Annotated in this window: 10 protein-coding genes; 9 read left to right on the top strand and 1 reads right to left on the bottom strand. The window is 75.4% G+C overall.

Features of this window, described 5'->3' with window-relative positions; genetic code table 11:
- Window positions 1-185: 185 nt before the first annotated feature.
- Window positions 186-1,376 (bottom strand): AI-2E family transporter, encoded by a 1,191-nt coding sequence (locus tag KIK08_RS32225; RefSeq protein WP_214407093.1) that lies wholly within the window; start codon window positions 1,374-1,376, stop codon window positions 186-188.
- Between the two features lie 208 nt (window positions 1,377-1,584).
- Between KIK08_RS32225 and KIK08_RS32220 the strand changes: the two genes are divergently transcribed.
- The 9 genes from KIK08_RS32220 (at window position 1,585) to KIK08_RS32180 (ending at window position 14,126) form a co-directional block, all read left to right on the top strand.
- Window positions 1,585-1,794: a DUF8691 family protein gene (locus KIK08_RS32220; protein WP_214407092.1), complete on the top strand. Its 210-nt coding sequence runs from the start codon at window positions 1,585-1,587 to the stop codon at window positions 1,792-1,794.
- Between the two features lie 87 nt (window positions 1,795-1,881).
- Window positions 1,882-4,533 (top strand): helix-turn-helix transcriptional regulator, encoded by a 2,652-nt coding sequence (locus tag KIK08_RS32215; RefSeq protein WP_214407091.1) that lies wholly within the window; start codon window positions 1,882-1,884, stop codon window positions 4,531-4,533.
- Between the two features lie 174 nt (window positions 4,534-4,707).
- On the top strand, window positions 4,708-5,754 hold the full coding sequence (locus KIK08_RS32210) for a YhjD/YihY/BrkB family envelope integrity protein (RefSeq protein WP_214407090.1): 1,047 nt from the start codon (window positions 4,708-4,710) through the stop codon (window positions 5,752-5,754).
- Window positions 5,755-6,019: 265 nt separating this feature from the next.
- Window positions 6,020-8,677 (top strand): winged helix-turn-helix domain-containing protein, encoded by a 2,658-nt coding sequence (locus tag KIK08_RS32205; RefSeq protein ID WP_214407089.1) that lies wholly within the window; start codon window positions 6,020-6,022, stop codon window positions 8,675-8,677.
- A 276-nt stretch (window positions 8,678-8,953) separates the two neighbouring features.
- On the top strand, window positions 8,954-9,511 hold the full coding sequence (locus tag KIK08_RS32200; RefSeq protein ID WP_214407088.1) for an HdeD family acid-resistance protein: 558 nt from the start codon (window positions 8,954-8,956) through the stop codon (window positions 9,509-9,511).
- Window positions 9,512-9,697: 186 nt separating this feature from the next.
- Entirely contained in the window at window positions 9,698-10,771 is a 1,074-nt protein-coding gene (locus tag KIK08_RS32195) for a hypothetical protein (RefSeq protein ID WP_214407087.1), read from the top strand.
- Between the two features lie 89 nt (window positions 10,772-10,860).
- Window positions 10,861-11,085: a hypothetical protein gene (locus tag KIK08_RS32190; protein WP_214407086.1), complete on the top strand. Its 225-nt coding sequence runs from the start codon at window positions 10,861-10,863 to the stop codon at window positions 11,083-11,085.
- Between the two features lie 52 nt (window positions 11,086-11,137).
- Complete coding sequence (locus tag KIK08_RS32185) at window positions 11,138-13,666, top strand: molybdopterin oxidoreductase family protein (RefSeq protein WP_214407085.1); 2,529 nt, start codon at window positions 11,138-11,140, stop codon at window positions 13,664-13,666.
- Between the two features lies 1 nt (window position 13,667).
- Window positions 13,668-14,126, top strand: coding sequence for a hypothetical protein (locus tag KIK08_RS32180; protein ID WP_214407084.1), 459 nt, complete (start codon window positions 13,668-13,670; stop codon window positions 14,124-14,126).
- The last annotated feature ends 118 nt before the right edge of the window (window positions 14,127-14,244 follow it).

The raw sequence follows: 14,244 nt of genomic DNA, 5'->3' as shown, positions 1-14,244 counted from the left end.
GCGTCGCAGTTGGTCGGGGTCAACCGGGTATGGGCCAGACCGGGCGCGCACACCAGGACCTTGCGCAAGGTGCCGACCTCGGAATGCACCCCGTAGCCGGCCGACGGACGGGTGGTGTCGGTCATGACGCGTTCCTCCTGGGTGGCGGGCTAGGTGGTGATGAGGCCGGTCGAGGTCATCGGTGGTCAGCCCTTCTCGTCCGGCAGGGTCGGTGCCGCGGGCGGCTCGGCGCTGCGGGCCGCCCCGACGAGGTGCCGGGGGTGAGCGTCGACCGCATCCGGCGGGTCGGACCTCGTCCGCAGGAGGTGAACCCGGCGGGCCGAGCTGAGCAGCGCGTCGGCCCACAGCGCCCGCGGGTCGTCGTCCACCAGCACCGCCTTCACCAGCAGGGTCAGCGGGACGGCCAGCACGGCCCCGACCGGACCGAGGAGCCAGGCCCACAGCACGAGTGCCACCAGGGTCACGCTCACCGAGATGCCGACGGCGTCGCCGACGAAGTGCGGCTGGACGATCGAGGTGAGCACGAAGTTGACCACCAGGAACACCGCGACGACCGCCAGCACCATCGGCCAGCCCCCGACCAGCAGCGCGAGCAACGCGGGCGGCCCGAGCCCGATCCAGAAGCCGAGGTAGGGGATGTAGTTGGTGATGAAGACCAGCAGCCCCCACAGGGCCGCGGCGGGGATGCCCAGCAGCGCCAGGACCACCGTGTCGATCACGCCGGTGAGCAGCCCGATGGCCGTGGTGACCGCGATGTAGCGGCGGGTGCCGTCGGCGAAGCCGCGCAGCGCGTCGCCGACCGACCGGCGGCCGCCGGCGATCAGCGCGAGCCGGGCCCCGGCGCCGGACGACTCGATGCACAGGAACAGCAGCAGGGTCAGCAGGAACACCACGTTGCCCAGCAGGCTGGACAACCCCAGCAGCAGCCCGCTGGCGAAGCTCAGCAGCTTGGCGAAGTTCAGCGACGCGGCCAGCGCCCGCAGCTGCTCGGTCCCGACGCCGAGCCGGCCCAGGGTCGCGGTCCCGGACGCGACCACCGCGTTCGCCTCGTCGGCGTAGAGCGGCAGGACCGTCACCAGCTGCGCCACCGCGACGACGAGGACGAGGGCCAGTACGACCACCAGGCCGAAGACGATCAGGACCAGCACCGTCGTCGCCACCCAGCCCGGCAGGCCCAGCGCCCGCATCCGGCGGCGCACCGGATGGACGGTGATCACGACGACCAGGGCCAGGAACACCGGCCCGACCAACCAGGCGGCCGCCTGCAGGCCGGCCGCGACGATCACCGCGGCCGCCGCGCCGCCCAGCACCAGCAGCGCCCGCGGCGGCTTCGCCGCACCGGTGGCGGCCGGGCCGTCGACACCGTGAAGGGGCACCGGTCCTCCTTCGCCGTGGGCTGCGGTCGACGTCGACCGTCGCGCACCGGGCCCGGCGCCTGCCTCGTCCGCAGCGGAGGAGAACGGTCGAGCAGCCGCAGGCCGACCGCGGCGGCGCGGCCTTATCACCCACGCCGGACGAGGACAGCGCGGGCGCGCTCGCGCACCCTGGGGTCGTGCGGCTCCGCGCTGACGGGAGGTACCGGACGTGTCGTCACACTACGAGTTCCGGGTGGCCGGTCTGGTGTCCCAGCGGTCCCGCGGCGCCTTTCCGGACATGGTCGTGGTCGACGCCCCACCGGAGACCATCATCGTCGGGGAGGTCCAGGACGAATCGCACCTGCACGGCGTGCTCGCACTCATCCAGTCGTTGGGGTTGCGGGTGGTGTCCCTGCAGGAAATCCACCACCGCCCGTGACGGCCGGGCGCAGCAGGGCGGGAAGAATGCCCGTTTCGGCACTTCTCCACGGATCGCGTCGCCAGTAGCGTGAGATGAATACTGCCTATGGGTGAATGGCCACCGGCACGGGGTCGGCTCGGGGTACCGCGCGTCAAGACGGCGGTACCCCGGCTGTCGGCGCGCCACATCGCGCGGCCGCGCCTGCTGGAAGCGCTCGACGCCGCGACGCCCGGGCAGCTGGTGCTGGTCAGCGCGCCCGCGGGCTACGGCAAGACGCTGCTGCTGGCCGAGTGGGCGGCGCACGACCCGACCCGCACGGCGTGGGTGGCCCTCGACGAGGACGACAACGACGACCGGCGCTTCTGGTCCGCGGTGCTGACCGCGCTCACCTCGTGCCCCGTCGTCCCCGAGGCGCACGACCTGCGTGGCTTCCCCGTTCCCGCGCGGCCGAGCCACGACCACGAGTTCGTGGCCGGCGTCCTGGAGGCCATCGAGGCGATGCCGGCCGCGCTGCGCCTGGTCCTCGACGACGTCCACGAGCTGACCGCGACCGACCCGCTGCACGGGCTGGGCACGCTCGTGCGGGACCACCCCCGCGGGTTCCAGGTCGTGCTGGCCGGGCGCAGCGACCCGCCGCTGCCGTTGGGGCGGCTGCGCCTGGACGGGCGGCTGTGCGAGGTCCGCGCGGGCGAGCTCCGGTTCTCGGTGGCCGAGGCGGACGCCATGTTCGCCGTCGCGGAGATCCCGGTCCGACCCGACCAGGTCCGCGAACTCGTCGCGCAGACCGAGGGGTGGGCCGCCGGTCTGCGGCTGGCCTCGCTGTCGATGCGCGGGGCCGACCCGGACGTGTTCGTCGCCGACCTCGTCGCGAACAGCCGGGCGGTGTCGGACTACCTCGTCAGCGAGATCCTCGACCGGCTCCCGCGCGCGGACCGGGAGCTGCTCGCGGCGGTCAGCGTGTGCGACCGGCTGTCGGCGTCGCTGGCGGCGGCCCTGTCCGGCCGCGCGGACGCCGGCGAGGTGCTCGACGTGCTCGAGCACGAGACCTCGCTGGTGATCAGCTCGGGTGAGGGCAGGGTCTACTACCGGGTGCACCCGCTGCTGCGCTCGCACCTGCTCGCGGACCTGCGCCGCCGCCGGCCGGACCTGGTGACCGAGCTGCACCGCCGGGCGGCCGCCTGGTTCGCCGACCGCGACCAGCCCGTCGCCGCGCTCACGCACGCCCGGCGGGCCGCGGACACCACCCTGGTGACCGCCCTGCTCCGGCGGCACGCGCTGCCGCTGATCGGCAACGGACGGTTGCGGGCCGTGCGGGAGGCGCTGCGCTGGCTGGTCGGGCGCGGCCACGACGACGACGTGTGGCTGGCGATGGTGGGTGTGCTGGTCGACCTGCAGACCGGGGGCGTGCGCGCGGCGCGGGCCCACCTCGACCGGGCCGACCACCTGTGGCCGGCGGATCCGCCGCCCGACCTGGTGGCGCTGCGCGACCGGGTGGTGGCCGGGATCGCCGTGTCCGACGGCGACCTGGACGCGATGATGGCCGCCACCGAGGAGATCGCGACGACCGGCGCCGCGGATCCCGAGCTGGCCGTCATGGGTCGGCTCGGCCGGGCGCTGGCCCTGGCGACGGCCGGACGCGCGGGTGAGGCCCTGCGCATCGCGCAGCCGGCCCTGGACCAGGCGCGCGAGCTGGGCCTGGGGCTGCTGGTGGCGCACGGTCTCGCGGTGCTCGCCGTGATCGCCGCGGGGACGGGGGAGTACCGGCGGATGACCGAGCTGGCCGAGCACGCCGACCGGGACGTGTCGCCGGGCACCGAGTGGGTGGCGACCAGCGGTGCGGCCACGACCGCGATGCTGCGCTCCTTCGGCGCGCTGCTGCGGGCCGACCCCGGGCGGTGCCTGGAGCTCGTCGGCAAGGCGCTGTCCTTCGCCGACCAGGGCTCGCCGCCGGACCTGATGTCGGCGACGTGCCTCGCGGTGCGCGGCGCGGCGCGGGTCGACCTCGGGCAGCGCCTGGACGGCCTGCAGGACCTGCGGTCCGCCCGCGGGGCCGCCGCCGCCTCCGGCCGCGCCGGGCCCGCCCTGATCGCCATGGTCGCGCTGCTGGAGCACCGGGCCGCCGCACTGCTCGGTCGTCACGACCTCGCCCGCGCCGTCTCCGGCTGGGCCGACGGAGCCCTGGGCGACGCCGGTGAGGTGGCGCTGCTGCGGGCCTGGCAGCTGAGCGAAGTCGGCAGGTACCGCTCCGCCCACGCGGAGATCGCGCCGCTGCTTGACGGATCGCGGCCGTTGCTCACCCCGTGGGCCCTGATCGACGCGTGCGTGGTGGAGTGCCGGCTCGCCCTGCACACCCTGCACACCTCCCGGGCCCGCTCCAGCCTGAGCCGGGCGCTGGAGCTCACCGAGTCGATGGACGCCCGCCGGCCGCTGGCGACGGCCCCGCCCGACGTCGTCGACCTCCTCGTGCGCCATCTCGGCAGCTTCGGCGCCCTCGACGCGACCGCGCGACGGGTGCTCGCGGCCAGGCACGCGCTGGGGATCGACCACAGCACCGTGGCGTTGACCGACCGGGAGCGGACCGTGCTGAACCTGCTGCCCTCCCAGCGCTCCTTCGACGAGATCGCCCGGGACCTCACCGTCTCGCACAGCACGGTCAAGACCCACGTCCGGGCGATCTACAGCAAGCTCGACGCCGGGTCCCGCCGGGAGGCCGTCGACATCGCCCGTCGGCACGGCCTGCTGCTGCCCGAGGGCTGACCGGCGGGTCCACCGCTCCTCATCCGCTGCGGAGGAGGCGCGTCCGCGACCGCGGCGGGAAGGTGGGCGCCCGGCGGGAGCGCACCCGGCGCTGCGCCGAGCAGACCGATCCGGCCGGCGGGCAGCCGCGCGCGGCCCGCGGACCGGGCGCGGACGAAGGGACGGCGGGTCCGGATGAGCCTCGCCGCTGCGGGCCACCGGGGCCGGGCCGTGCTCACCGGCCTGCGGGCCCGCCACGAGTGGGCCGACCACCTGGTCCGGACGGTCCTGCGCTACCACGAGAGGCACGGCAACCACTTCGCGGCCGCGATCACCTTCTTCAGCATCCTGAACGCGGTCCCGCTGCTGATGGTCGCCCTTGCGGCGGCGGGCTACCTGCTGTGGTTCAACCCCGAGATCCTCGCCGCGGTGGAGGCGGGCATCACCGGCGCCGTGCCCGACGAGCTGGCCGACACCGTCGAACCGGTCATCGAGACCGCCATCGAGCAGCGCAACACCGTCGCCGGCGTGGGCCTGGTCGCGGCGCTGTGGGCCGGCACGTGGTGGATGTCCAACCTGCGCGAGGCCGTCTCCGCGCAGTGGGCGATCCCGCCGCGCAACCCGGCGTCGCTGCGGCGCCTGCTCTCCGACCTGCTCGCCCTCGTCGGGCTGTGGATCGCCCTCGTCGCCTCCCTGCTGGTCACCGCGATCGGGACCGGACTCGGCGAGACGGTGCTGCGGCTGGCCGGGTGGCAGGGCGCGGACTGGACCCAGCTCACCCGGTTCACCCTCGGCCTGCTGCTCGGCCTGGCCGCGGACTGGCTGATCTTCTTCTGGATCATCACCCGGCTGCCGCGCACGCGCGGACCCGTCCACGGCGCCGTCCGCGCCGCCCTGCTGGGGGCGGTCGGGCTGGAGGTCCTGCGGCACGCGCTGACGATCTACCTGGGACAGATCACCGGCTCCCCGGGCGGCGCGGTCTTCGGCTCGTTGCTCGGGCTGCTGGTCTTCGCCTACCTGGTGAGCCGGTTCGTGCTGCTGGTGACGGCGTGGGCCGCCACGGTGCCGGACAACCTGCGGCCCGAGCCCGAGCCCGAGCAGCCGCCGGTCGTGGTGCACGCCGCCACGGCGCCGGGCCGCGCGGGTCCGGGCAGCGGGGTGGCCGCCGCCGTGGCCGGTGCGATGCTCGTCGGGGTGCTGGTGGGCACCCGGCTGCACCACGGCCGCCGCGGACCGCGCTGAGCCCGGACCGCGCATCCGCTGACACTCCGACCACCCCGCGTGGCGGGCGGTCGACGCAGAGCCTCGATCGGCGGTTGCAGGTTTCCTCGGGCGGCCTCTAGCGTTGGCTCGCTACCCCGGACCCGGTGGCCTGCCGAGCCGGCGCGGACGGCCATGAGGGACCCCGCGCCGGGGGGCGCGACCGGGCGGTCGGGGCGGCAAGGGGCGCTTTCGATCCTCGGCGGGCGGCGGCGAGTTCGGGTACCGGACCGTCCTGGGGAGTCGCATGATCGACGAAGGGAACGACCCGCGACCGAGCTCGTCGGCAGTGGCCACGGCCAAGCTCGTCGTCCCCCGGACCTCGCGGGGACACCTGCACCGGGCCCGGCTGGTGCGGCGGCTGGTCGAGGCCGGGGCCGGCTCGGTCCTGCTCGTCTGCGCGCCCGCGGGCTACGGCAAGACCCTGCTGCTCGCGGACTGGGTGAGCACCGACCCGACGCCGACCGCGTGGTTGTCGCTCGACGAGGACGACAACGACGACCGCCTGTTCTGGGCCGCCGTCGTGGCCGCGGTGCTGGCCTGCCCGACGACCCCGCCGGACAGCCCGCTGCACGACCTCGCGCTGCCGGCCGTCCCGAGCCGGGACCCGGACTTCCTGCCCGCCCTCCTCGGCGCGCTGCACGACCTGCCCGGACCCGTCCGGCTGGTCCTCGACGACGTCCACGAGCTGACCTCCGCCGACCCGCTGCACGGTCTGGCCCGCCTGGTGCGCGACCGCCCACCGGCGGTGCAGATCGTGCTGGCCGCCCGCAGCGACCCCCCGCTGCACCTGCACCGGCTGCGGTTGACCGGGGCGTTGAAGGAGATCAGGGCGGCGGCGCTGGCGTTCTCCTTCGACGAGGCGTCGGCGCTCATGGCGATGATCGACGACGAGATCCGGGACGACCAGGTCCGGCTGATCCTGGAGCAGACCGAGGGGTGGGTCGCGGGGCTGCGGCTCGCGGCCCTGTCGTTGCGGGAGAGCGACGACCGCGACGCGTTCCTCACCGACCTGGTCGGCAACGGGCGGGCGATCTCGGACTACCTGGTCGGCGAGATCCTCTCCCGGCTCACCGACGAGGTCCGCGACGTGCTGACCGCGGTCAGCGTCTGCGACCACCTGACCGCTCCCCTCGCGGTCGCGCTCTCCGGGCAGGACGACGCGGGCGAGCTGCTGCTCGCGATGGAGCGCGAGACCTCGCTCGTGGTCAGCTACGGCAAGGGGCGGCGCTGGTTCCGCGTGCACCGCCTGCTGCTGTCCCACCTGCGCGCCGACGTGCGCCGGCAACGCCCGGACCTGCTGTCGGTGCTGCACGCCCGTGCCGCACGGTGGTTCGCCGACGCCCACGACCCGCCGACCGCGCTGCGCCACGCGCGGGCCGCGGAGGACCCCGACCTGATCGACGAGCTGGTGCACCGCCACGGCCTCGCCCTCGCCGCGCTGGGGCACCACGACGCGGTGATCGAGGCGCTCGACGCCGCCGCGGCCTGGCGGGTGCCGGGCGCCGTCGCGGAGCTGGTGCGGGCGCTGGCCTGCATCGAACGCGGCGACGCCGCCGCCGTCGCCCGGCACGTCACCCGCGCCGAGGCGGTGTGGCCCGCCGATCCCCCACCTCGGCTGTTGTCCCTGCGGGAGCTGGTCGAGGCGCGCCGGACGTGGACCGCCGGGCAGTGGGGAGCCGCGGACCCGGGCGGCTCGCGGAAGTTCGCCGACGGCTCGGTGGGCGAGCAGATCGGGCTGGTCGTCCGGGCGAACGCGGCCCTCGCCCGCGGTGACCCGCGGGTGGCCGAGGAGACGGCGCGGACGGCCACCGACCGGGCCATCAGCGACGGCAACAGCTACACGACCGCCCGCAGCATGACCACCCTCAGCATCGCGGCCGGGATGGGCGGCGACATCACCCGCATGATCGACCTGGCCGAGCGGGCGGAGCGGTCCGCTCCCGCGGATCGGTGGCGGTCCACCGAGGGCGCCGCGCTGAACGCGGTGGTGCGCGCCTACGGCGCCCTCCTCCAGGCCCGCCCACAGGAGGGTCTGCGCATCGCCGAGGCGCTCCTCGATGTCGAAACCGGCCCCTCCGGACGCCCCCGGGTGCCGGGCGCGGCCGGGATCGTGCCGGCCGCCGACATGCTGCTCGCGGCCGCCCGGTTCGACCTCGGCGGCGGTCCCGGGGTCCTCGACGCGATGCGGTCGGCCCGGGCGGCCGTGCCCCCCCGGATGGTGCTGCGGGGGCCGGCCGCCATCGGCGCGCTGCTCGAACACGGTGCGGCGGTCTGGCTGCGCCGCGCCGATCGCGCCCGGGAGGTCCTCCGCTGGGCGGAGGAGCGCCTGGGCCCCACCGCTGACGTGGTGTTCCTCCGCGCGGTGGGGGCGGCTGCCGCGGACCGCCACGACGCGGCCCGGGAGCACCTGCGGCCCGTCCTGGACGGGTCGCTCGCCCCGGTGATCCGCTGGGTGCTGGTCGAGGCGTGGCTCCTGGAGTGCGACAGCGCCCTCGCCGCCGGCTCCGCGCGACGCGCCCTGGGCGCCCTGCGCCGGGCCCTGGACGCGGCCGAGGAGATGGGGGTGCTGCGCCCGCTGGTGTACGCCCCGGCGCGGGTCGCCGACTTCCTGACCGAGCAGGTGGGGGCGCTCGGCGCGGCGGGCCGCCGGGCCCGCCGCGTCCTCGCGGTCCGGTGGGCCCGGGAACGGGTACCACCGGTCACCCCGCGGGAGATCGCCGTGCTGACCCTGCTGCCGACCCGGCTGTCGCTCGAGGACATCGCCGCGGACCTGGGGGTGTCGGTCAACACCGTCAAGTCCCACGTGCGGGCGGTCTACGCCAAGCTCGACGTGGACTCCCGCCGGGCCGCCGTCGAGGCGGCACGGGCCCGCGGATTGATCGAGTTGGCAGCAATACCGTGAACGGCGCTCCGATCGGCGGGCCCGCGCGGCACGACGGAGGACCCGGGAATCGATCCGACTCCGTCCTCGTCCGCAGCGGGTGAGATCCGGATGCGCGAAAGCGTGACCGATCGCGATCATCGGGGAAATCGTCGACGCATTGTTCCGATCGGATCGCTCCCAGGTGGACAATCGCGCGGCAGAACAAACGCGGGCCGGCGTCGCGCCGTTCGTCCGGCGGATGAGCCGAGGCCGCCCGACGCCGGGCACCGCACGGTCCAGCACCCGAGGAGAGCCATGAGCACGTCCGTCGACACCACCGCGCAGACCGCCTGGTGGATCCTGCTGATCCGCGCCGTCCTGACCGTGGTGTTCGGGGTCGTCGCCCTGGCCTCACCGGGGATCGCGCTGCTGGTCCTGATCTACGTCTTCGCCTCCTACGCCCTCCTGGAGGGCGTCGCGGCCATCTCCTTCGGGTTGCGCGCCCGCGGCAGCCACCCGCACTGGGGCTGGTCGGTCGGCGAGGGCGTGATCTCCGTCCTCGCCGGCATCGTCGCGCTGTTCTGGCCTGGCCAGACCGCGCTCACCCTGCTGTTCGTCGTGGCGCTGTGGGCGATCGTGCTGGGCGTGGCCGGGGTCGGCGAGGCGTTCGCGGCCCGCGGGCGCGGCGACGGCAGCTGGGGCTGGACGCTGCTCGGCGCCGTGCTGAACGTCGTCGTCGGCGTCCTGCTGCTGGTCTGGCCCGGAAGCGGGATCCTGACGCTGCTCTGGCTGGTCGGGGCGTTCGCGCTGGCGTCCGGGCTGGCCGGGATCGCCCGCGCGTTCCGGGTCCGCGCCGCGGCCGCCACCCGCTGACCGGCCTTCGGGTCGCCGCGGGCACCTCCGACGCCGTGCCCGCCCACGCCACGTGCCCGTCCGGCCGGACCGGCGCCGCCTCGACCCCGGGTGCGCGTCCGGCGGGGCGGGGTAGCGCACGCGCAGCGGGTGCGGATCCGCGCGACCGCGTGATGCCCCGGCCGGATCGCCGGGTAGGCCTGGTGCATGACGAGTCCGGTGGAGGAGCGACGTCCGCGGCGACGCGAGGTGGTGGTCGGCCTGCTCGCGGATCCGGGCCTGCCGTCCGCGGCGGCCCTGGACGTCGCGCGGACGCTGCCGGCGCGCCTGGACGCGGAGGTCGACCCCGACGTCGAGTGGACCGTGAGCGTGGTGCGCGAGCCGTTCGAGGTGGCGCCCAGCGCCGGCCGGGTGATCGACAAGGCCCGGCAGCGGGTCCGGGGCACGCGCTGGGACGTGGCGGTCTGCCTGACCGACATCCCGCTGCTGTCGGAGGCCGGGCCGGTGGTCGCCCAGCTCGGCCACGCCGACCGCGTCGCGCTGGTGTCGCTGCCCGCGCTCGGCGGGCTGCGGGTGCGCCGCCGGCTGCACGACCTGGTGCTGGCGCTGATCGCCGAGGTGGCCGGGCAGCCACACCCCGCCCGCGTCGCCCGGCTCGCCCGGCGGGCCACCCCCGGCTCGGCCGACATCGACGTCGAGCTCGTGCTGGGCGCGCGGCGCGGCCCCGGTCGGCTGCTGGCCGGGATGGTGCGGGCCAACCAGCCGTGGCAGCTCGCGCTGGGCCTTTCCACGGCGCTGGTCGGCGCGGCCGCGGGCAGCGCGTTCGGGATCCTGTACTCGAACCTGTGGGAGCTGGCCGCGGCGATGCAGCCGTGGCGGCTGGGGGCGGCGACGGTGGCGGTGCTGGCCGCGTTCGTGGTGTGGCTGGTGGTCGGGCACGACCTGTGGGAGCGGCGGTCGGGCGGGCTGCGGCTGCGCAGGCTGCTCAACCTCGGCACGGCGCTCACGCTGACCTGCGGGGTGCTGGTGTTCTACGCCGTGCTGGTCACGGTCAACCTGCTCGCCGCGGGGCTGCTGCTGCCACCGGAGTACGTCGGGCAGGTGCTCGGCCGACCCGCCGCCGACGGCCCGGTCTACCTGCGGATCGCGCTGATGGCGTCGGTGCTCGGCATGGTGGCGGGCGCCCTGGGGTCGGGGTTGGAGAAGGACGAGAACGTCCGGGCGGCCGCGTACAGCACCCGCGAGCAGCAGCGGCGTGGGCAGCTGCGGGACGCGGGCTGAACCGTCGATCGGGCCAGGACCGTCGATCAACCGCCGGGGCGGTTCTCCGTCAGGGTTCTCGGGCCGTGGGCGTGGGTACCCGTGCCGTCATGACCGAGCCGCGGGACAGTCGCGACGACGAGGAGGCCCGCCGGGAGCGGGCCACCGACGAGGACCGGGCGACACGGGTGCACCGGGGGAGGTCGACGCTGCACCACGGGGACACCGCCGACGCGTTGCGCCCCGACGAGCCGGACCCCGTGCCGCCGGAGGACCCGCGCGCCGCCCGGGAGCCGCGCGACGAGGCTGACCCGACGGAGGGCCGGCCGACCTGACGGCGACGGGTACCCGGGCGACCTCCGAGGAACCTCCGAGGAACGGAGTCACATGGCGGACCGGATCGCGGACATCTGGGGGACCCGCACCCCGCACGGCCGGGACGAGCCGTGGCCGGTGCGGGTCGACCTGCACCTGGACCGTGGCCTGACGGAGTCCGACGTGGACAGTTGGGTGCAGTCGGCCTGCGTGCTCTGCAGCAACGGCTGCGGGTGCGACATCGCGGTCAAGGACGGCCGGATGGTCGGGGTCCGCGGGCGGGCGCAGGACGTGGTCAACCACGGCCGGCTGGGCCCGAAGGGTCTCTACGGGTCGTGGCAGTGGAACCGGCGGGACCGGCTGACCCGTCCGCTGGTGCGCGAGGGCGGCGAGCTGGTGGAGACCGACTGGGACACCGCGATGGGCCGGATCGTGCAGCGCTCCCGGGCGCTGCTGGGCGAGGTCGGCCCGCTGTCGCACGGCTTCTACACCAGCGGCCAGCTGTTCCTGGAGGAGTACTACACGCTCGGCGTGATCGGAAAGGCCGGCCTGGGCACCCCGCACATGGACGGCAACACCCGACTCTGCACGGCCACCTCCGCGCAGGCGATGAAGGAGAGCTTCGGCTCCGACGGCCAGCCGGGCAGCTACACCGACATCGAGTCCTGCGACGCGGTCTTCCTGTTCGGCCACAACATGGCCGAGACGCAGACCGTGCTGTGGGCCCGGGTCCTCGACCGGCTGCACGGCGCCGACCCACCGCGGGTCGTCGCGGTCGACCCGCGGACGACGCCGGTCGCCGAGGCCGCGGTGGCGACCGGCGGGGTGCACCTGGCCCCGCTGCCCGGCACCAACCAGGCGCTGATGAACGCCCTGGTGCGCGAGCTCATCGGCAACGGCTGGGTGGACCGCGGCTGGGTCGACGCCCACACCCTCGGGTTCGAGGAGTTGGCCGCGACGGTCGAGGACTGCACCCCCGAGTGGGCCGCGGAGATCTGCCGGGTGCCCGCGGCCGACATCCGGCGCGCCGCGGAGGTCTTCGGGACCTCCGATCGGGTGCTGTCGACGGTGCTGCAGGGCTTCTACCAGTCCCACCAGGCCACGGCCGCGGCGTGCCAGGTGAACAACCTGCACCTGCTGCGCGGCATGATCGGTCGGCCGGGTTGTGGGATCCTGCAGATGAACGGCCAGCCGACCGCGCAGAACACCCGCGAGTGCGGCGCCGACGGCGACCTGCCCGGGTTCCGCAACTGGGCCAACCCCGACCACGTCGACGAGCTGGCCCGGCTGTGGAACGTCGATCCGCTGGTCATCCCGCACTGGGCGCCGCCGACGCACGCCATGCAGATCTGGCGCTACGCCGAGCAGGGTTCGATCCGGTTCCTGTGGATCTCGGCGACCAACCCGGCGGTGTCGCTGCCCGAGCTGGGTCGCATCCGCGACATCCTCGCCCGCGAGGAGCTCTTCCTGGTGGTGCAGGACGGTTTCCTGACCGAGACCGCCCGGTACGCCGACGTCGTGCTGCCCGCCGCGCTGTGGGGCGAGAAGCAGGGCGCGTTCACCAACGTCGACCGGACGGTGCACCTGTCGGAGAAGGCCGTCGACCCGCCCGGCGAGGCGCGCAGCGACCTGGACATCTTCCTGGACTACGCGCGGCGCATGGACTTCCGCGACCGCGACGGCGCCCCGCTGATCGGCTGGTCGGACCCGGAGGGCGCGTTCCGGGCGTGGCAGGAGTGCAGCCGCGGGCGGCTGTGCGACTACACCGGGCTGTCCTACGCGTTGCTCCGCGGCGGCAGCGGCGTCCCGTGGCCCTGCACCGACGACGTACCCCGCGGCACCGACCGGCTCTACGCCGACGGCGTGTTCCCCACCGATGCCGACGTCTGCGAGGACTACGGCCACGACCTGCTCACCGGCGGTTCGATCGACGCGCTGGCCTACCGGGCGCGCCGACCGGAGGGGCGGGCGTTGCTCAAGGGCGCGCCGTACACCGCCCCGCCGGAGGTGCCCTCGGACGAGTTCCCCTTCGCGGTGACCACCGGCCGCACGGCCTACCACTTCCACACCCGCACCAAGACCGGCCGCTCCCGGGAGCTGGACGGGGCGGCGCCGCGGCCGTGGGTCGAGCTGTCGGTCGCCGACGCCGCGCGCCTCGGGGTCGCCGAGGGCGATCTGGTCCGGGTGCGGTCGCCGCGCGGGGTGATCGAGGCGCCGGCGCGGATCGGGCGCGGCCGCGACGGGGTGGTGTTCGTGCCCTTCCACTACGGCTACTGGGACACCCCCGACGGCCGATCTCCCGACGGGCACCCGCGGGCGGCCAACGAGCTGACGATCACCGAGTGGGACCCGGTGTCCAAGCAGCCCCTGTACAAGGTCGCCGCCGCCCGGTTGGCGAAGGTCGCCGACGGGACGCGGCCGTCGCCGGCCCCGACGACCACCGCGTCGGCACCGGCGCGGGCCGGCAGCGTCCCGCCCACCGCAGGCGGCCCGGAGGCGTGGACCGGTGAGCGCCTCGACGTCGCTGACCCACCGGCCCCGCCGCCCACCCCGCGGCACGTGGCCGGCGTCCCCCGTCCCACCCGCCCGAGCCGGAGCTGACATGCACCTCGCCACATACCTCGGCCTGCTCCACCACGCCGAGCGCGCCCTCGCCGAGGGATTCCGCCGGGTCGGCGACGGGCACGGCGCCGAGCCCGACGTGTTCCACCTGTGTCGGGTGCTCGCCGAGCAGTGCGACCGGCACGTCGACGCCCTCGCCCCGGTCGTGGACCGCTACCACGAGCAGCGCGAGACCGAACCCGAGCGGCTGCTCGCCGACGAGCTCGGCGAGACCCGCAGCGGCGGCGTGGGGCTGCTGCGCGACCTGCAGGACCTCTACACCCTCGCCTCGTTCGTCGACATCACCTGGACCGTCGTCGGGCAGGCCGGGCAGGGCCTGCGCGACCGCGAGCTGCTCGCCGTCATCGCCTCCTGCGTGTCCGACACCACCGCCCAGCTGCGGTGGCTGCGGACCCGCATCGCGCAGGCGGCGCCCCAGGCGCTGATCGCCGCGGTGTGACCGGCCCGGCGGCGCTCTCGACGCCGCCGGGCCGTGGCGCCGGACGCCGTGCCAGGCGCCTCGGCGGCGGCGCCCACGCTTCGCGCTGTGCCCGTCGCGCCGGGCGCGGTCGGGCCCG

It is taken from the genome of Pseudonocardia lacus, assembly GCF_018531445.1.
Lineage (GTDB): Bacteria > Actinomycetota > Actinomycetes > Mycobacteriales > Pseudonocardiaceae > Pseudonocardia > Pseudonocardia lacus.
The sequence above is the reverse complement of the archived record's forward strand: the minus strand, read 5'-3'. Positions and strand labels throughout refer to the sequence as shown.